Source organism: Shinella sumterensis, from assembly GCF_004514425.2.
In the GTDB taxonomy this organism is placed as follows: domain Bacteria; phylum Pseudomonadota; class Alphaproteobacteria; order Rhizobiales; family Rhizobiaceae; genus Shinella; species Shinella sumterensis.
In genome coordinates this window covers 1-19,246 of sequence record NZ_MYFN02000021.1, presented here as the reverse complement: position 1 = coordinate 19,246, position 19,246 = coordinate 1, and the positions used below count along the sequence as shown (strand labels likewise).

17 protein-coding genes and 1 riboswitch are annotated in these 19,246 nt (G+C 55.9%); of the genes, 8 read left to right on the top strand and 9 right to left on the bottom strand.

Annotated features, from left to right (window positions below):
- Nucleotides 1–8 precede the first annotated feature (8 nt).
- The 4 genes from nrdH to B5M41_RS24540 form a co-directional block, all read right to left on the bottom strand.
- On the bottom strand, nucleotides 9–230 hold the full coding sequence (gene nrdH, locus B5M41_RS24555) for a glutaredoxin-like protein NrdH (RefSeq protein ID WP_134651672.1): 222 nt from the start codon (nucleotides 228–230) through the stop codon (nucleotides 9–11).
- Nucleotides 231–480: 250 nt separating this feature from the next.
- Nucleotides 481–697, bottom strand: a riboswitch (cobalamin riboswitch).
- A gap of 210 nt (nucleotides 698–907) precedes the next feature.
- Nucleotides 908–2,134, bottom strand: a complete 1,227-nt coding sequence (locus tag B5M41_RS24550; protein ID WP_134651674.1) for an aromatic ring-hydroxylating oxygenase subunit alpha — start codon at nucleotides 2,132–2,134, stop codon at nucleotides 908–910.
- A gap of 164 nt (nucleotides 2,135–2,298) precedes the next feature.
- Complete coding sequence (locus B5M41_RS24545; RefSeq protein ID WP_134651675.1) at nucleotides 2,299–3,639, bottom strand: O-antigen ligase family protein; 1,341 nt, start codon at nucleotides 3,637–3,639, stop codon at nucleotides 2,299–2,301.
- Nucleotides 3,623–4,357, bottom strand: a complete 735-nt coding sequence (locus B5M41_RS24540) for a glycosyltransferase family 25 protein (protein WP_134651676.1) — start codon at nucleotides 4,355–4,357, stop codon at nucleotides 3,623–3,625. Before B5M41_RS24540 ends, B5M41_RS24545 begins: the two co-directional genes overlap by 17 nt.
- A 402-nt stretch (nucleotides 4,358–4,759) precedes the next feature.
- Here B5M41_RS24540 and B5M41_RS24535 point away from each other — a divergent pair, with 402 nt between their 5' ends.
- The 3 genes from B5M41_RS24535 to B5M41_RS24525 all read left to right on the top strand — a co-directional run bounded on the left by B5M41_RS24535 (nucleotide 4,760) and on the right by B5M41_RS24525 (nucleotide 8,222).
- Entirely contained in the window at nucleotides 4,760–5,326 is a 567-nt protein-coding gene (locus B5M41_RS24535) for a sugar transferase (protein ID WP_209020899.1), read from the top strand.
- 109 nt (nucleotides 5,327–5,435) lie between these two features.
- On the top strand, nucleotides 5,436–7,274 hold the full coding sequence (locus B5M41_RS24530; RefSeq protein WP_230640338.1) for a polysaccharide biosynthesis protein: 1,839 nt from the start codon (nucleotides 5,436–5,438) through the stop codon (nucleotides 7,272–7,274).
- A gap of 12 nt (nucleotides 7,275–7,286) precedes the next feature.
- Nucleotides 7,287–8,222 (top strand): NAD-dependent epimerase/dehydratase family protein, encoded by a 936-nt coding sequence (locus B5M41_RS24525; protein WP_134651678.1) that lies wholly within the window; start codon nucleotides 7,287–7,289, stop codon nucleotides 8,220–8,222.
- Nucleotides 8,223–8,378: 156 nt separating this feature from the next.
- On the opposite strand, the gene B5M41_RS24520 is transcribed toward B5M41_RS24525, so the two are convergent.
- On the bottom strand, nucleotides 8,379–9,551 hold the full coding sequence (locus tag B5M41_RS24520; protein WP_202402208.1) for a nucleotide sugar dehydrogenase: 1,173 nt from the start codon (nucleotides 9,549–9,551) through the stop codon (nucleotides 8,379–8,381).
- A gap of 395 nt (nucleotides 9,552–9,946) precedes the next feature.
- Here B5M41_RS24520 and B5M41_RS24515 point away from each other — a divergent pair, with 395 nt between their 5' ends.
- From B5M41_RS24515 to B5M41_RS24495, 5 genes are all read left to right on the top strand, one after another.
- On the top strand, nucleotides 9,947–11,902 hold the full coding sequence (locus tag B5M41_RS24515; protein WP_230640340.1) for an acyltransferase family protein: 1,956 nt from the start codon (nucleotides 9,947–9,949) through the stop codon (nucleotides 11,900–11,902).
- A gap of 343 nt (nucleotides 11,903–12,245) precedes the next feature.
- Nucleotides 12,246–13,154, top strand: coding sequence for a glycosyltransferase family 2 protein (locus B5M41_RS24510; RefSeq protein ID WP_160870799.1), 909 nt, complete (start codon nucleotides 12,246–12,248; stop codon nucleotides 13,152–13,154).
- A gap of 3 nt (nucleotides 13,155–13,157) precedes the next feature.
- Entirely contained in the window at nucleotides 13,158–13,847 is a 690-nt protein-coding gene (locus tag B5M41_RS24505; RefSeq protein WP_134651684.1) for a class I SAM-dependent methyltransferase, read from the top strand.
- 4 nt (nucleotides 13,848–13,851) lie between these two features.
- Nucleotides 13,852–15,756, top strand: coding sequence for an asparagine synthase (glutamine-hydrolyzing) (gene asnB / locus B5M41_RS24500; RefSeq protein ID WP_134651686.1), 1,905 nt, complete (start codon nucleotides 13,852–13,854; stop codon nucleotides 15,754–15,756).
- 3 nt (nucleotides 15,757–15,759) lie between these two features.
- Complete coding sequence (locus tag B5M41_RS24495; protein WP_134651688.1) at nucleotides 15,760–16,566, top strand: class I SAM-dependent methyltransferase; 807 nt, start codon at nucleotides 15,760–15,762, stop codon at nucleotides 16,564–16,566.
- 3 nt (nucleotides 16,567–16,569) lie between these two features.
- Here B5M41_RS24495 and B5M41_RS24490 read toward each other — a convergent pair whose 3' ends face one another.
- The 4 genes from B5M41_RS24490 to B5M41_RS24475 all read right to left on the bottom strand — a co-directional run.
- A complete protein-coding gene (locus B5M41_RS24490) occupies nucleotides 16,570–17,019 on the bottom strand; it encodes a thiol-disulfide oxidoreductase DCC family protein (protein ID WP_134651690.1) in 450 nt (149 codons plus the stop codon).
- Entirely contained in the window at nucleotides 17,003–18,565 is a 1,563-nt protein-coding gene (locus B5M41_RS24485; RefSeq protein ID WP_134651692.1) for a hypothetical protein, read from the bottom strand. Before B5M41_RS24485 ends, B5M41_RS24490 begins: the two co-directional genes overlap by 17 nt.
- A 28-nt stretch (nucleotides 18,566–18,593) precedes the next feature.
- Nucleotides 18,594–18,977, bottom strand: a complete 384-nt coding sequence (locus tag B5M41_RS24480; RefSeq protein WP_134651694.1) for a DMT family transporter — start codon at nucleotides 18,975–18,977, stop codon at nucleotides 18,594–18,596.
- Between the two features lie 57 nt (nucleotides 18,978–19,034).
- On the bottom strand, nucleotides 19,035–19,246 hold a 212-nt coding region (locus tag B5M41_RS24475), incomplete at its 5' end, for an integrase core domain-containing protein (RefSeq protein WP_230640336.1).

The window sequence follows — 19,246 nt, the reverse complement described above, 5'->3', positions numbered from 1 at the left end:
CGGCCCGCTCAGGCGAGCGCGCTGATCATGTCCGGGCGGAAACCGGCCCAATGCCGCTCGCCCGCGATGACGACGGGAACCTGACGATAGCCGAGACCCTGCACGAGCGCGAAGGCATCGGCATCCTCGGAGACGTCGACGACGCTGTAATCGACGCCCTGGCGATCGAGCGCGCGGGTGGTCGCGGTGCACTGGACGCAGGCGGGCTTGGAATAGACTGTTATGGACATGGTTTTCCTCGTTTTCGATCAGGCATGGGGAAGCGATCGGCCATCCGCCGATGACCGTTCGAAATATTGCAGAGACATAAGCGACCGCCCGCGGGACGACCGGTCAGGGGCGTCCGCCTAAACGCGCGGAGAGACTGTAAACAAGATCGACATGGCTTCACCCCGAGAGACAGTTTCAGCAGGGTGCACAGGGAGACGCGGGGGCGAGATCATTCGCGACCCGTCGCTCGCCATCCGGACACCCCGCCCGTGGACGTTCATGCGCGAGGCAGGTCTCCTGGCTCACGGGTCGACACGGTCATCCGTCTTCCCAAGGCATTGGCGCCTCAGTGACATCATCGGATGAACGCTCACCGCTTACAGTTGCGGGGGCAGCCCCGGACAATGCGGCCATCATGGCCGCCCCGGGTTCCCATCTTAGCCCTCGACACTTTCGAATCGAAGGAACCTCGAACACAAGATATAGTAGACGAGGTAAAAAATGCGTCAACAGCTATGATCGGTTATCCAATATTTCCTCGAGCGGCGGCGCGCCTGAAATGGTGTCCGCGATCGGAAATCGTCACGCGCGACCTGCATAACCGGCGCCGCGCGCCGGCAGCGCGACGATCGCCGTTACGATGCCGGCCATCCCGCGAAGGGAGCGATGGCCCGGATATTCCGAGCCATGAGAACAATTACGGGCGGCTGATCTCGTCCAGGTACCACTCGATGTAGCGCAGCTCGTTCTGCTCCATCGGCGCGATCGGCCCGGGCACGAAGTAGTGCGACTGCACGCCGCGTGCGGTGTGCTCGATGATCGCCTTGTCCTCTTCCGTCGTGACCTTCCACAGCCAGGTGAGCTTGGCGAGGTCGTAATCCCTGCCCTCCTCCGCCTTGCCGTCGACCAGCCAGATCAGCTCCATCTCGCAGCTTTCAGCCGTTTTCGGAATGAAGCGGTAGATCATGCCGTGATCGGGATAGCAGACGAGGAACGTGGTGCCGCCGAGATGGATGGAGGTGACACCGCCATCGAAATCGGTGAAGCGGCCCATCAGCGGCGCGACCGCCTTGCCGTCCTCGCTGCCGCTCTGAACGCCGTCATAGAGCGCATAACGGAAGGCGTGGATCGCCTCGCGGCCCTCGCGCGACGTCTGCCAGTGATTGCCCGATCCGACCTCGATGCCGAGCGCGCAGGTGCGCGCCTCCATCGCCTCGTTCAGCGCCTCGATCATATGCAGCGGCTGTTCGAGCGCATGGGTCTGCGAATATTCCGGATGCGCCGGGCCGCAATGATAACATTCGACATAGTTTTCGACGGCGAGCTTCCAGTTCGCCGCCACCGGATAGGTCTCGCGATGCGCCACCTTCGCGCTCGCCCAGCCATATTGCCCGCAGGTGGCATGCAGCAGGTTCTCGACTTCGGAAAAATCGAGCGGCTGTTCGGCGAAGGAAATGAAGACCAGCCCTTCGACCACGCGGACGTTGAGCGTCTTCAGGCCATGATCCTCACGCCTGAAATCCTTCGGCATCAGCCGCGCGGCCTTGAGGCTGCCGTCGTTGCCGTAGGTCCAGGCGTGGTAGGGACAGACGAAAACGCGCGCATTGCCCTTCTGTTTCGTGCAGACCTCAGCCCCGCGATGGCGACAGACGTTCAGCACCGCATGGATGCTGCCATCCGCGGCACGCGTGACGATCACCTGCTCCGTATCGATGCGGAAGACCTCGAAATCGTTGGCGTTGGGGATCACGCTCTCATGCGCGATACAATGCCAGTGCCGGCGGAACACCCGCTCCATGTCGCGCCGGTAAATCTCGGCATCCTGATAAAACGCCCGCGCCAGCCCATGCCCCGCCCGATGCCCCGCCACGAGATCATCGATGCGATCGCCAACACCATCGATTACAGCTTCAAGAGCACTCATCCCGCACATGACCCTCAATGACAATTTGACGCCAAGTATTCCGGGGTGCCGGACAGCCGGCAAGATGCCGGAGAGAGGGGAATTAATCGAGTAGGTCGATTAGGTGGGCCGCTTCTCCGGCTCGCGCAGGGAGCCGTAATCCGGTGGGCTTGCCGAGACGCGGGTTAAATCTTGACGGACAAACGCTCGCGGTCCTCACGTCGCATCCAATCTTCCTGCGCGAGACTGATCGCAAACACGGCCGCAGCTCCCAGAATGAAGAAGGATTCACCCAGAGCAAGACGGTTGTTGGAGTTCGTCGTTATCGTGCAGAAGAAGAAGAAGCCGAGACTGTACAAATAGGCTGTAAGGCTGGAGGAGATGACACCACTGCGGTGCGCAGCATGGATGCGGCCGACGGAGATCACCACGAAAACAAGCAGGAGGGCTATTCCGAGAATGCCGTGGCGAACCATGATTTCGAGATAACCATTGTGGATCAACGTGAAGTCGACGTCCGCATAGGTCGTTTTGCGCCACTCACGCAGCCATTCATTGCCCCAACCAAAGAGCGGAGCGGCCTGGATCAACTCAATGGCATTCGACCACAATTTCAGACGTTCGCGCATGGGTGACGGTGTCGACGGGTCAGCGATCGCCCTTTGCATGGATGCAATCGGCCCCTCCGTCGTAACGGTGTCATCCGTCAGTTTCGCCGCGGCTTCGATCGTGGGGCCTGCAACCTTCTCGACATAGGAGGTTGAAATCAAAACCATCGCCACCGCAGTCAAGAAGAGGCCGCTCAAGAGATGCAACCGCCATCTGCCCGCATGATGGAGCAACGTGAGAGTAGCCATCAGAACCATGACGAAGACGAGCGCCAACCAAGCGCCTTTCGATTGCGCGCCAAGAGCGCCGAAAAGACTGAGAATGGCCGTGAGTACACCCAACCCCAACATTGGCAACTTGAAACGGCCTCTCAAACGCCCGGTCTCCGCCGCGTAGAGCGACCAGAAGACTGAGGTCAAGAAAAGCATGCAACTGCCAATCCCCGCATGAATGGGATTGTTGTGAAATAGCGGCGCCGCCCTCGCACCTGCCAGGATCGTGGTAGGACTCAGCGTGGTCAGGAGCGCCACAAAACCAACGAAAACAATCAACGTGGCGGCCGCGAACACATAGGCTCTGGTGGCGTAGAGGGCCACACCAACAATCGGAAACACGGCTGGGAAGATGTAGAGCCATTCCGATGTACCCTTCTCTCCGGCGACAAACACGCCAAAGAGAAAGCGGCCAGCCGCGTAAAGAGCCCAAACGTAGCAGGCAGTCGTCAACCAGTCCCGGGAAACACGTCGAACGTCATCCTTCTGCCAGACAACGGCGAATACGACCAACGCGATGGAGATATAGCGATAGGTATCGCTCTCCACCAGCATAGCGGATGCCATGAGCGCCCATAAAACAGAAAACAGCACGGCGTTCACACGAGTGCGCGATACCGAAGGTTGCTCAGCCATTTCGCGCATATCCGATCCTGCAAATAGTCTCCCGGATTCGGATAGCGTATGTCCTGAACCGCTTCCACCAGGGAAACTTGGTGGAACGGTATACAGAACTTGTGGCAATCGTCGTGCTATCACGCCCTGGGGCGGCCACGTCATAACGCGTCGTGTAGATTTGCGCATCATAAGCCCAGCCACGCTCCAAGGCGACATCCCACGGATATTCCATGATGTTCAGGCCTTCGAGCAAACGCTTGGCGCCTTTCCGCGTAACGACATAACACGCAGCGGATCCTTGCGGACCATGCACCGCACGGCCGATCTCATCGCCCGCTTCCGAAGTCGTGACATGCTTGAAACCGACAACGCGGTGGTTGCATAGCTTCACGACGTCTGCATCCGGAATGGCTTTGATAGCTGCGTCGGCACGCACAACAAGATCCACAGACAGCTTAATATCATCTTCCACAATGACAGCTGTGAGTTCACCCGTCGCGTAGAATGTGGCAAGTGCTCCCAAATGGCTTCGATAACAGCCGTATTCGCCAGGCAGCATGCCACGGCCATTGTTACGTTTGAATTTTTTTGAATCACAGTCGATGCGCTCTTCGGGCGGCGTTTCTGCACCATCAACTCCCGAAATTCGAACTAGATCAAAGCCAAAAGCGTCTGCACTTAGAGATAGACTCCTCCAGCGATCGACCGAACGGTCAAGATTGATCGCGTAGATACGAATGCTCATCCCCAAACCATTTTCCTGATACACAGATCGTCACTGATACGATCGCAAACGAGCCTCGCCGTCTCGCGGTTTGCGCGTAACACTCTCCGCCGCATGTCTGCAAGTGGCTTATGATAGAACGCTCATCCAATCTTGATAACACAGCGTTTCGTAGCGACCTACACTGCTATGGACCGCGTCTTCGGCTGCTCTAGCCAACGCGATTATCATGCATCGTGGCGCAGCGAAGGACGTGGCTGTGATGCCCCCGGTCACCTGCTGAAGCGGCAGCATTATATCACATCGCCTTGCTCCTGTTCCGATGGCTCTTAGTCTGCGCTTCATGACGCTGGTGATTGGAAGCAATTTGTCCTATTCACGCGCGGATTGTCTATCCGTAAACCCAGTTCGAGGCGATTAACGATGGTTATGAAGCGTGCATGCGATATCGCCCTGGCCTTCGCTGCGCTTGCCGCTCTCGCTCTACCTATGGCTGTCCTTGCAGTTGCAGTCCGCACCACATCAAAAGGGCCGATTCTCTACTGGTCGCAGCGCGTCGGCCGTGGCAATCATCTGTTTTGGATGCCCAAATTTCGTACGATGCAGATCGATACGCCCGTCGTCGCCACCCATCTGCTTGGGGATCCTGCAAGACACCTGACCCCTCTCGGCAGCTTCCTGCGCAAGACAAGTCTGGATGAACTTCCGCAACTCTGGTGCATCCTTAAGGGGGAGATGAGCTTCGTGGGGCCCCGCCCTGCTCTTTTCAATCAGGAAGATCTAATAGCCGCACGCACATCAAGGGATGTACATTTGCTTTTGCCTGGGCTCACAGGCTGGGCACAGGTAAATGGTCGGGACGAGCTGGCGATTGAAGACAAGGTCGCATTGGATACCGAGTACCTTAGGCGACAAAGCTTTCTTTTCGATTTGCGCATTCTGGCCATGACCGTCATAAAAGTGGTCGGCGCAACCGGCATTCAACATTAGCGAGTTTAGTGGCAGGATCATGTTGACCTCGGAATGGATCGACCGACCTCTGGTCAGGCGCCTTAGGGAAAGAATCATCCGAACGCCCCGCTTCTGGAAGCGGGTTTTGATGATCATTTTCGACATCATGGCTCTGATGTTCGCGCTCTGGGCAAGCTATGCCATCCGCCTGTCCATTTGGACGCCGGCGATAACAAGCCAGCGCTTGCTTCTTGCAGCGCTAGCTCCTGTGGTCGCGATTCCCGTGTTCATTCGGCTGGGCTTATACCGGTCCGTGATTCGCTACCTGCCGGAGGCGGCAATCTGGACCATAATCAAGGCGATGCTCATCGCCACGATGAGCTGGGTCATTATCATCTTTCTAATGGAAATGGCAGGCCAGGGCATCGTCCCCCGATCCGTACCTTTCCTTTATTTCATCCTGGGAACACTCCTGATCGGCGGTATGCGCTTTGCTGCCAAGTGTATCCTCGTTTCAGGTACAGGCTTGCGTCGCGGCGAAGAACCGATTTTCATCTACGGTGCAGGGCCAGCTGCCGCCCAACTGGCACGTGCCCTTAAAGGCCATGGCAATCGCTACGTCATGGGGCTGATCGACGACGATCCTGCCAATCATGGCCGCGACCTCGGCGGTTACCGCGTCTTTTCTTCCAATGACCTGTCGTCACTCATCGATCGATATGGAATCAAGGAAATAGTGCTCAGCATGTCGTCCATCCCAGTGACTAGACGACAGGCCGTGCTTAGCCGCGTGACGGGCCTCGGCATCAAGATTCGTAGCCTGCCGGATATTTCGGACCTCGTGGACGGGCGCTACATCGTCAGCCAAATTCGCGAAATCGAGATTGATGAACTGCTCGGAAGATCTTTTGTGCCGGCCGACAACGAACTGCTCGACCAAGCGCTTACCGGCAAGACCGTCATGGTCACCGGCGCCGGTGGCTCCATCGGCTCGGAGCTGTGTCGTCTTATCGTCCGCCGGAAACCGAAGAAGCTCGTTCTGTTCGAAGCGAGCGAATACTCGCTTTACCGGATCGAGCAGGAACTGGCGGCAGGAGACTATCCGATCGTCCCGGTTCTTGGCTCAGTGACAGACCCCAAGACGGTGGAACGAGCCATCCGGACCCATGGCGTCCAGGTTCTCTATCACGCCGCGGCACACAAACACGTCCCGCTCGTTGAGGCGAATGTGCTTGAAGGAATCCGGAACAACGTTTTCGGCACTTTGACCGTGGCGACTATTGCGTTGGAGCAGAAAATCGAAAGCTTCGTGCTGATCTCATCCGACAAGGCGGTTCGGCCTACGAATGTGATGGGGGCAACGAAACGCTGGGCTGAACTCATCGTTCGGCAGATGGCGATCGAGGCGCATTCAAAATCGGAGAAGCAAGTCTTCTGTGCCGTTCGTTTTGGCAATGTAATCGGCTCGAACGGCTCGGTCGTGCCACTCTTCAAACAGCAGATCGCCAAGGGCGGCCCCGTAACGGTCACCGATCCGGACATGACCCGTTACTTCATGGCGATCCCGGAAGCCGCAGAACTGATCGTCCAGGCAGGCGCTCTGTCTGTCGGAGGGGATGTCTTCCTGCTGGACATGGGCGAACCCGTGCGTATCGGGGACCTTGCCGAGAACATGATCCGGCTGGCCGGCTTCCATGTCCGCGACAGCAAGAACCCCGACAACGGCATTGCCATCGAGGTGATCGGTAAACGACCGGGAGAAAAACTCTTCGAGGAACTGTTTTACGACCGCAACAACGCTCGGCCGACACGCCATCCGAAAATCATGCGGGCGGATTCGACTGGGATCGCTCGCTATGACATAGCAGCCTGGCTTCGGGATATCGAACAGGCGATACTTGCCGGAGACGAAATGCAGGCCAAGAAACTTCTATTTGCCCTGATTACCGCCGAGGATCCGCCGGAACAGGCGATCGCGCACGGCTGAGACAGATTTCCCATGGGAACAACACTGATCACAGGGGCCTCGGGATTTGTCGGATCCCACTTAATGGCCGAGATGGCGCGTCGCGGCTTGCCCGCCCGGGGTATCAGCCGACAAACGCTGCCGGGCCTGGTAACGGTGCCCTCCTACGGGCCCGAAATGGATTGGCGCGACTATCTGATAGGCGTCGATACCGTGGTGCATCTCGCGGCGCGCGTTCATGTCATGCGCGAGACGACCGCAGACCCGCTTGCTGTGTTTCGCGAAGCCAATGTTACCGCGACAACAAATCTTGCCCGTCAAGCCGCCAAGGCGGGAGTACGTCGATTCGTCTTCGTCAGTTCGATCAAGGCAAACGGTGAGCGGACCGAACCCGGAAAACCGTTCACCGCCGTCGACCCACTGGATCCACAAGACCCTTATGGTATATCAAAAGCCGAAGCAGAAGCAGCGCTTACAGCTTTGGGCCGGCAAACCGGCCTGGAAATTGTGATCGTCCGTCCTCCGCTCGTTTACGGCGCGGGGGTTGGTGGCAATTTCCGCAGTCTGATGAAATGGGCAGCCCTCGGCATACCCTCGATCTTCTCGGCCGTCAGGAATAAGCGCTCCTTCATTCATGTCGGAAACCTTTGCGATCTCCTGATCACAATGCTCGACCATCCCAACGCAGCGAACCAAGTGTTCTTGGCAAGCGACGGGCATGACCTTTCGACGCATAAACTGCTTTCACAATTGACCTTGGCAGCGGGGCACCGGCCAAGGAGCATTCCGGTTCCTCCTGCCTTCCTGCGTGGTATCGGGATGCTTACGAGGCACCAAGAGGCTGTCGCGCGCCTGACGGAGAATCTTCAAGTCGATGCGGCACCTACCTGCCATTTGCTGGGATGGCGACCGCCATTTTCCATCGCCGAGGCGATGGAGTTGTGTCATGGCTCGAAAGTTCGTGGTTGAGGAAGACTTGCCCCACGTGAGATCGGGCGCTCTTTGCTGTTTATGAACCGGATATGACAGCAAGCGACCTCAGCCAAATTCGGCGCGCTTAACTTTCAATGGTTGCCGCACTTCACAAGACCGCACTCAACGCAGAACTACTCGCTTAACGCGTCATCAATCCCTTAAAAAAACGTCACGCGTGTAGACTTTATCCCAGACGTCGTCGAGGTCCTCGGAACGGCGGTTGGCGATGATGACGTCGGCGCGGCGCTTGAAGTCGTCAAGGTTGCGCACGATCTCCGAGCGGAAAAACGTGTCCCCTTCGAAATCCGGCTCGTAGATAATGACCGGGATTCCCTTTGCTTTGATACGCTTCATAATGCCCTGGATAGAGGACTCGCGGAAATTGTCCGATCCCTTCTTCATCGCCAGGCGATAGACACCAACAACACCCGGATCACGCGCCACGATATCTGCGGCCAGGAACTCCTTTCGTGTTGTGTTCGCGTCGACGATGGCGCGGATGAGGTTCTGCGGCACGTCGCTGAAGTTCGATAACAACTGTTTCGTGTCCTTCGGAAGGCAATACCCCCCATAGCCGAAGGAGGGGTTGTTGTAGTGCTGGCCGATACGCGGATCGAGGCCGACGCCCTCGATGATCTGGCGCGTGTCGATGCCATGGGTCATGGCATAGGAGTCGAGTTCGTTGAAATAGGCGACGCGCATGGCAAGATAGGTGTTGGCGAAGAGCTTGATCGCCTCCGCCTCGCCGGCACCGGTGAAGAGCACTGGAACGTCCGCCTTCACCGCGCCTTGCTGTAACAGACCGGCGAATTGGCGAGCCTCCGGAGTGTCCGCTCCCATGACGATGCGCGAAGGATGGAGGTTGTCATAAAGCGCCTTGCCTTCGCGCAGGAATTCCGGTGAAAACAGGATTTTTTCGTCGCCACGGGCCGCGCGCAGCCACGCGGTATAACCCACCGGGATAGTGGACTTTATGACGATAGTGGCATCCCGGTTGACCTGCCGGACATCTTCGACAACGGCCTCGACGGTCGTTGTATCGAAGTAATTATGGTCGGGGTCGTAGTTAGTGGGAGTCGCGATGACAACGAAGTTGGCCGTGGCAAAGGCTTCTACCTTGTCCGTCGTTGCCCGCAGATGCAGCGGCCTTGTTCGCAGGTAATTCTCGATCTCCGTATCGGCGATCGGCGAAATGCGCTCGTTCAGCATCGCAACACGCTGAGCGTCGATATCGTATGCGATCACATCATTATGCTGGGCAAGCAGCACGGCATTTGAGAGACCGACATAACCGATGCCTGCGACTGTTACGTTGATGACCATACGAGCCTCCGGCGAGAAAGGGACTGCTCTAACCACGCCAGATAAGCAGGTCTGTGATTCATCGTCCTAGTTCAACCCTCCGCCCAAGGTTTTCTCGACTTCCCGGGCAATTTCGAACATATACCAACACCGGTGGCTTAATTGAAATCAAACACCTCCCCCTTATTCCCCAAACCTATCTGGTTACGTGTATTGCAGGTAAAAACTTGTTGCTCAGGCCACGCCTCCAACGAAATCGATGTGGCTGGCTGAAGATTATCAACATGTAAAGTCTGTAGCACATGCCGTTTTTCTCTTTTGTCCGCTAAAACTGATGACGACCTCGTACCTGCCCTGTAGATTTGATATCCATTTTTCTATATCGGATGCGGCTGCAACGAGGCGCGGTGGGGAAGATGCTTTTGCGGCGGGGTTTAGGAAGCAGCAGCACTTATTTCGATGAGATCGACGGTCTGCGGGCCGTCGCCGTCCTGTCCGTTATTCTATATCACTTCGAGGTGCCCTTCCTAACGGGAGGTTTCATCGGTGTTGATGTTTTCTTTGTCATCTCCGGGTTCCTGATTTCCCGCATAATTCTGGAATCTATCAGTGCCGGCAGATTTTCCTTTATCGATTTCTATACCCGGCGGGCAAAACGGATTTTGCCCGCGATGTTTGTCGTTGTAGGAGCAACGCTGATCACCGGATATTGCGTATACCCGCCACAGGACTTCGTGGAATTCCGGGAAAGCGCATTCTTCGCAGCAACGTTTCTTGCTAACCTCTATTACAACGCCGGTTCCGACTACTTCGCCGCTGACACGGAAGCGCAGCCATTTTTGCACTTCTGGAGCTTGGCAGTTGAGGAACAGTTCTACATCCTCTGGCCAGCACTGCTCGTCGCAATTTCGCTCGTATCCCGCAGGCGTCCGGCCGTACTGCTCTCACTCATTGCCTTCATTGGCCTGATCAGCTTCATATACGGCCAATTGCAGATGCAATCTGACCCACGAGGGGCATTCTATCTGATCTTCGGAAGGGCGTGGGAGTTTTCACTTGGAGCAGCCCTGGTGCTTGCCCCCACCATAGCGACGCGCAAGATGTCGGCCTTAATGAGAGCCGCCGGCATCATCCTGATCGCCATTTCGGTGCTGACTTTCACCTCTGCATATCCGTATCCTGGCTTTTGGGCGATCATCCCCTGTCTAGGCGCAGCGCTTATCATTTGGCCTGCCCATGAAGCCACGAGTTTCGTTAGCCGAGGGCTTAAGTGGTTTCCTCTCAGGTTTGTCGGACTTATTTCCTATTCAGCGTATCTCTGGCACTGGCCATTGTACGTCATTACGAAGTTCTATTTCGCTGAAAGTAGCCTGGGCATTCTGGCTGCGCTCTTACTGCTGGCAATCACGATGGTGCTAGCCGCAGCGACTTGGCATTTCATAGAGAATCCGGTGCGCGAATGGCGGCCACAAGGAATATTCAAGCCGGCCATCGTTCTGGGAAGCTTCCTCCTGTTTGCAGGTGGCGCGACTACATGGATGGCAAGTTCCATCCCAAGAGAGTGGACATCGGAAACGTACATCGTAAGAGAGCAACTGAAACGGGCAGCGCAGGGAGAGCAAACCGATGTGGCCTTTTTCGGCGACAGTTCGTGCCTTACGGGCATCCATCCGCCGACGATTTCGGAGATAACCGGAGATCGAATCGCGTCATACTGCATGTTTGGATCGGTAGGCGCCGTGGGGGATGCAGCAGCGATCAGCTTGCTCAGAGAACGTGGTAAGCTCCCTGATAAAATCATACTCGTAATCCACCCCCTGCAACTTTCCAGAGCGGCAATTCCGAAGCGGTGGAAGGACTTGGTTCAGGCGTGCTCCAGCGATCGGCTGTGCGGCTACTCCATCGCCCCTGAGTCGATAGATTTCGGCAGGCTGAAAGGGGCCTTCACGGCACGATATCCGACCGCTAGAGCACTTGTGCGAGAGATTGCGGCAAGTGGGTCGCTGGTCGATCCCAGCCAGAAAGCTCTCACCAAGGCAGTGATAGATCAAAATATGCCAGACTCGTTTCAGGAGCTACAGCAGCCGCTACTCCGTGCACTCGACGGCATAGATCGATCCAAAGTGTATCTGCTCATTCCTCCAGTTCCTCTCGGACAATCGGATGGCGGCTTTATAAGGGCAAAGAAAGCGATAGCTCGTCTCCTTAAAATCGATGCTTCGCATGTATTGAACACACCAAGCGAGTATCCCGATAGTTACTTTGCCACTCGGTCGCATCTAACCGAGAAAGGCAGAGCGGAATTCTCTAAGGCGATCGCCGAAATTCTGATGCAACACCGAGGGAATGCGACTGCCGTTTTATCTCCATAGGAGTGCGGACACGACCTTTACTTTATCTGCGCGGGCCACTCCAAACGCCGAGACGTGATAAATTTGCCCCTCGCGATTCACCGCTCGCCGTTCATGAGAAAAAATCGTTGCAAATGGACAAGAAACGCGCGTCCGACAGTCTGGCTGATCGGTCTTGGGTGACGGCGGCGATAAAGGCCTTGACGAGAACTGTGACGATACTGGTCGTATTGCAGCAGACCATCAAAGCCACTAAAGGTTCTCCGAATTCGCAGACCTGCAGCTCGTCGGCCCGCCGGTCGTTTCGGTGCCGGCAAGCGAAGCGGCGAGATCATCCTCTTTTGCAAGCACAAGGGATCGAAGCTTGAAACGAGACTATGCCAATCTATCGGTTTTGATTCCGGCACATAATGAGCAGGATGCCATCGCTTCCGTGATTGAAGACTTGCACCAGCATGTGCCCGGCTGTCAAATCCTTGTCGTCGATGATTGCAGCAAAGATAGCACGCCTGAGGTTGTGATGGCTTATCCGGATACGGAGCTTTTGCAACTCTCCTACAACCAAGGTTACGGCGGTGCCCTTCGCCAGGGAACCTTGGCAGCAACGCGGGAACTCATCGCCTGGTTCGACGGGGACAACGAACACCGGGCCGAGGATTTGGCGCGGATGGTGGATCGTCTGGAAGACGAGCGCCTGGGAGCCGTGCTCGGACAACGGGGAGGCTCGGTTTCCAGTACCCGAGGAATTGGAAAGATGCTCATCCGCCTGTTCGCGCTCCTCCTTGGGCTTGGCTATGTCAAGGATTTCAATTGTGGTCTGCGCGTGTTCCGGCGAGAAGCGTATTTCCGCTTCTTTTTGCTTTTGCCTACGGGATACAGTGCGAGCACCACCAGTACCTTCCTTCTCATCAAATCACGGATACCTTTCGCCTTCGAACAGATCGAGCTGCGAACAAGGGTCGGGCAAAGCAAGGTCAAGCTGTTTGACGGTTTCCGAACTTTGGTCACCGTTCTGCGGATTGCAAGTCTCCTGCAACCGCTGAGATTGTTCGGCAGTCTCGCCGGAGCCCTTTTTGCCGCCGGTCTTGCCTACAGTGCGCTGGTTATCCTTTATAACGGGCAGGGACTGCCGGTGCTTGGCGCGCTCCTGCTGATCTCTTCTCTATTGATCATGACCGTCGCGATCATTGCAGACCAAATCGGCCTGTTGCGGCTTCAGCATTGCGCCGCGTTCGGCCTGAACTACTTGGCCAACTGGAAGAAGGGAAACTGAGCCATGACGGGGAACGCCAAGATAGCTCATGCCTTTCACTCAAATCCGCCGCCGGAATGGGCGTTGCGACACCGGAAATCACCCCCGCAGATGCTGTGGGATCTGATCGGAGCACCGCTCAGAATGGTCGTCCTGCCGGACTACCAATCCGAACGATTCGGCTTCACCTCGCTTCGCGCAGAACGCCTGCGAATGGTGCTTCCGGAGCTTCGCGGTCGTGTTCTCGACGTCGGTTGCGGTGACAACATGCTGCTCCGCCTTTACCGGGAAAAGAATCGTAGCAGTGCTGCAACCGAAAGCGTTGGTGCGGATGTCACCGCTTGGTCCGATGACGTCATGCTGATCGAGAACGCTGCGCACTTCAGCTTTGATGACGCCAGCTTCGACACCGTCTCTTATATTGCCTGCCTCAATCACATCCCCGAACGTGTCGAGGCCATTCAAGAGGCCGCGCGCTTGCTGAGACCCGGTGGGCGTGTTGTAGCCACCATGATAGGCTCGTTCGTCGGCAAGATCGGCCACGCCTTGTGGTGGTACAGTGAGGACAAGGAACGCGAGATGCATCCCGATGAGCTCATGGGCATGGATACCAATGATGTTGTCGGCCTGTTCGAGCGCGCGGGCCTCAAGCTTACCCTGCACAAGCGCTTCGGCTACGGGTTGAATAACCTGTTTGTCGCGGAAAAGCTCTGATCTCATGTGCGGTATCGCAGGCATCATCCGATTTGATGGAGGACCGATTGCGTCCGAACTTGCGGCAATGTCAGAGCTCATTGCGCACCGTGGACCAGATCAGGCGAGCATCTGGAGCACGGAAGGACACGGGCATACGGTGGGTCTTGCTCATCGTCGCCTTTCTATTCGCGACCTTTCGGAAAATGGCAGACAACCGCTGGCGAGCCATTCCGGTCGTTCGATGCTCGTCTACAACGGCGAACTGTACAACGAGACGGCGCTGATCCACGATCTTCAGAAAGCATCCGACTTTCAGATGCGGTCTCGTTGCGACTCGGAAGTGCTCCTAGCGGCAGTGGAGCAATTCGGTCCGTCATACATCGATCGCTTCAACGGCATTTTTGCTTTTGCTCTTTACGATCGCGAGACCGGCGAGACAATTCTCGCTCGTGATCCGATCGGTATCAAGCCCCTCTATATCTGGAAATCTCAATCAGGCTCAGCGATCGCCTTTGCCTCCGAGGTCAAAGCGTTCTTGGGGATTCCGGCCTTCGGCAGGGCAATCGACACCGTATCTCTTTCCACGTTTCTCACCCAGGGATATGTCGGCCCCAATCGGTCACTGATGCAGGACGTGACGAGCCTGGCCCCCGGCCAAGTTTTACGCATATCTCCTGCAGGCCAGATATCGAATATTGGAAACCTCGCCCCACGCTGGTTCAGCGACAGTATCCACGCGTTTGATCCGGATGAGTTAAAAGCACAATTCGAAGCCGCGGTGATGCGCCAGCGCGTCTCCGACGTGCCGCTGGCAGTCTGGCAATCCGGCGGCATTGATTCCAGCCTGGTGAATGCTGCCTGCTCGACTCCTCGTCCCCGTTCGCTGATTTTTGCTAGTGACGTCGGGGACTTCGATGAAAGCAGCGACGCAAGTCTGGTCGCCACTCATCTCAAGTCGGAAGCGGTCGTCGCGTCTTTTCACGACGACGAGGAACCGGCTGAAACATTCTCCTCCGTCGTTTGGCATATGGACGGGGAACTGGCAGACAGTTCCGCCTTGGCCGTCAAAAAGCTCTCTGCAGCAACGAAGCCCCACGCTACCGTGGTTTTGTCCGGCGACGGAGCAGATGAACTTTTCGGAGGTTACGCAACCTATGGAGCGACCCGCCTGGCATCCCGCCTCGCTGCTTTTACTCCACAGGCGCCTTCGCAATGGATGGCGCGACAGCTACTGGCGAAGAACAATACTGCCAGCATGCGTTACCCCGCAATGGAATTGGCGGGCCGCTTTCTGCAAGGGCTTCCCTTGGGTCCCCATGCTCACGCGGAATGGCGACGGTATGGGATGCCTTGGGATCTCCGGGATATCGCGTCGTCAGAGATGCGTGATGTGATCGACGACGGAGCGCGCGCGTACTATGCGGCAATCGATACCGGACGGGGCAGGAGTTCGAGCGCTGATCCTGCCAGTTGGGGCCAGGATGCTGACCTGAGCTACTACCTTCCTGGTGACATGTTGATGAAAGTCGACAGGATGAGCATGGCACATGGCCTTGAAGTACGCGTACCCTTCCTGGATATCGAGTTCATAAAATACACGAGCCACATTGCAGGCAGCCTCCGATTGCCAAATGGCAAGCGGACGAAACCGGTGCTGCGCGATCTGGCCGTCTCCTATGCCTTGCCCGCCGCGATTACAGAGCGGCAAAAAACTGGTTTCAACGTACCTCTGGCCCATCGCCTCCGCACGGACTACAGGTCGGTTATCACCGACCTGCTCGTCCGCGAAGACTACGTATCGCCGTACTTGAACCCGAATGCCGTTCGCAGGCTGGTATCGGAGCATCTGAGCGGGAAAACGAACCGCGCTTACCTTCTCTGGACACTCATGACCTTCGCACAGTGGCGTCGGCATTTGGAGCGCTAGCCGATGACGAAAGATTTTCAGCAGGCGACACAGCAAACGATCGCCGATTTTGGAAACCAGTGGACGACTTACACCGAAAATGAGGGGTATTACGCCAGCCAAGGCATGCTGCTTGATATTCTCGGGCCTCTATTGGACGCGAACGACTTGCAGGGAAAGCGTTGCGCCGAAGTAGGAGCGGGCACTGGCCGGATTAGTGCGATGCTGCTCAGTGCGGGCGCAGGTCATGTCACCGCAATTGAACCCTCAAAGGCCAAAACGGTTTTGGAACGGAATCTAGCCTCATTCCAAGAGCGGGTAACAATTCTGGCCGAGGCAGGTCATACGTTCGAGATAAAAGATATAGACTACATTTTTTCTATTGGCGTGCTGCACCATATTCCAGACCCTGCGTCCACCGTTGAGAAAATGCATGGCGCGCTCAAACCCGGCGGCAAAGCAATCGTCTGGCTCTACGGACGCGAAGGCAATTTCGCTTATTTGGCTGTCGTCGAACCATTGCGTTGGGTGACGCGCAAGTTGCCCGTATGGATGAATTCAGCGCTGGCAGCTATCATGTATCCACCCTTGGCGGCATACATAGCACTTTGCCGGTTTCTTCCACTCCCAATGCGTCATTACATGCGCAACGTTCTAAAACCGATCGGTGGAAAGGCAATTCGACTCGTCATCGTTGACCAGTTGAATCCCCGTTGGGCGAAGTATTACACTGAAGTCGAAGCGAGAGCCCTGCTCGAGAAGGCTGGTTTTGTTGATGTGCGCCTTTATCACCGCCACGGCTACAGTTGGACGGTAATAGGCACCAAGTAACCGCTATGCCGTGTGGTTGCTATCAGCCGACACGCCTTCTGCGGCCGTAAGTTTCTTGCGACCGAGCACGCGAAGTACTATCGCGCGGCCAAACTTCATGAACGGATAAAGAACGTTCGCTACCGTCGGCGAACGGAAGATCAGCGCGTTCAGCTTGTTGAACCAGCCTCGGCGCGAACTCAACAGAGCCAGACGATTCACGCAATCAGCGCCGTAATAAATCCGCCCGCCCATGATCAGCGCCATGCCGTCATCAAGCGGCTTTCCTGCAGCCTCAAACTCGCGAACGAGACCCGGGACCGCTCGTGCATCAAGCAGTAACACATTGCCCAAAGTCTCGCGAAGTCGTTGAAATTTCACATAGTTTGAACAAAATGGGCATTCACCGTCATAGATCACGACCGATTTGCCTTCCCATTCAGGATGTGCCCCCAAGTCAAAGTTTGAATTCATATCTTTCTCGCCTAACTGGCTCGCGGATGACTTGGCCGTCCGTCCCGATAGATACACAACGGCTTTCGACAACGAAGAAATAGGAACGTATCTGACGAACATCAAGCTTCGCGAAATCATCAAATAGCCAAGGAGCGGACCAGATATGATGCGGATAGAGATCATAGGCGACCCGTCCGCTTTCATCGGCGAGGCGGACCACGAGCGCTTGATGCGCACGAACCATTTTGCCGAGCTGTGTTTTCTGTTCGTCTGAAAGCGCCCAATCCCGAGCTTCAGCAGAGCAATGGTCCCGCAAGGCAAACATGATAGAAGCCCGGCTGGTGGTACCCCAGGTGCCGGTCGGCAAGAAGCCATTTGTCGGCCGCGCAATTCGTTGTTGCGCGACATTAATGGACTTATTGAGGAAAAAGTTCGACGGAACCCGCAGAATCTCGCCCTTCTGATTGGCAACCTCGAAATATGCGTCGTTTACGCCTCCAGTATCGAACCAGGCCAACTTGACGATATGGAACGATAAAAGTGGAGCCACAAGGACGATAACACATCCCAGGCTTCGAATAGCCACACTTGGCCGCTCACCCTTTTGCATTTTCCGGAATGCCAGGATGAACGCTACATTGAGAACAATCCACTTCCAGAAGAAAATTCCGGTTAGGACAAATATTCCGAAATGCATCACGTCATAAAGGAACGTAAGCCATGCGCTACCACGAAGCGAAAGCAGACTGAATAGAGCGTATAGCTGGATAACGAGAACCCACGCATTCAAGGGAACGTTAAGCCAGGTGAGAAAAGGTACCAGTGTATCCCGATCGGGAAAGAGATCGAGGATCGTCAAGGCGCCTGCATCCGTCGAATGAATTGCGAGGAAGTAGGTCGGATTCTGCAAGACCCAGGTAAGTGGTGTGCTATCTGGCAGGAACAGCTTTTCCCAACCAGAATGAAAGTAGTTGGAGAGATGGATTCCCGATGCCATCATGATGCAGGCATTGAAGAATGTCTCCTTTCGAACACGCGTGACGGGCAAACGATCTTCTAAAATTCGGTAGACGGCATAGATGCTTACGGCGATCGATAGGAAGAGGGCGAGATCCGGAATAATGACGAAATCAGCGCTGTTTGGTGCGCCGAGGCCGGTTTCGAACTGTGTATGAAGTTTAGCCCAACGCGCTGCCAATGCCGGGAAGGCTATAAGTGCAGGCCACCTGAATGCGAGCATCCCGACGAAAACAGGCGCCCAGACACTGTTGAAGAGCGAGGGTAAACCGAGATCATAGGTGCGATGCATCCCGATCAGATAAAAGACACAGCATCCGTTGATCGCATAGGCGATCACTACGAATTGCGACGGGAGGTCTCTGGCTCGCAGTCGAATGGCGGGTAAGGCGACTGCGACCAATAGCACAAGGCTTTGGGGCGACAACGGAGCGCCGATTTTCCCGATGACGTTCAGGACATAAAACAATCCGAAGCAGGCTGCCAAAAGCCCAAAAAGAGTGAGCGCGGGTTTATTTTCATTCGTAACGGCGGCTGCTGCGGTCATGTTCGGTCGTTCCTCGCCGAGCCTCACTTCAACGCTGGCCAGCATATCCCTGAATGGCAATACCAATGAGGATGAAAGATATCCCGACGGATTGCAGCACGGTCATACGCTCTCCGAAAAAAAATATACTGCACAAGGGTACCAAGACGAAAACCAAGGATAGGAACAGATAGCTGCTTCCCAGCGTGGAGACCTTGAGCACGTATAGCCAGACAAGTTGCCCAAGACACGACATAACAAAGCTAACAGCCACCAACGACAATACCCGAAAATGCATGAAGCCTCCGAGTTCATTGGAAGCTTGCGCCGCGAACTTCATGACGACTTGAGCAGCTGTGATCGTCACGGAAAGGCAAAGTAGGATTACAATCGACGGCATATTTAAATTCCAATTTCTTTGCGCACTACGCATGTGAGTATCACGGGTAAGCGCCGACTGGAGTGCTCCCCATTTCACCGGACAGATCGGCTAGTTTGATTTAGCCCTGATGAACTGCCGAGGGGAAGCCATCTTGAGTGCGGAATGGGGATGGATTTCGTTGTAGTCTTCGATCCATCCGTCGATGAGCCGGAGCGCCGTTTCGGCGTCTGGCAGAGCTGATATGCGCACGTAATCCCGTTTCAGGGTTTTGACGAATGCCTCTGACATTCCGTTCGACTGGGGACTGGCGACCGGCGTGA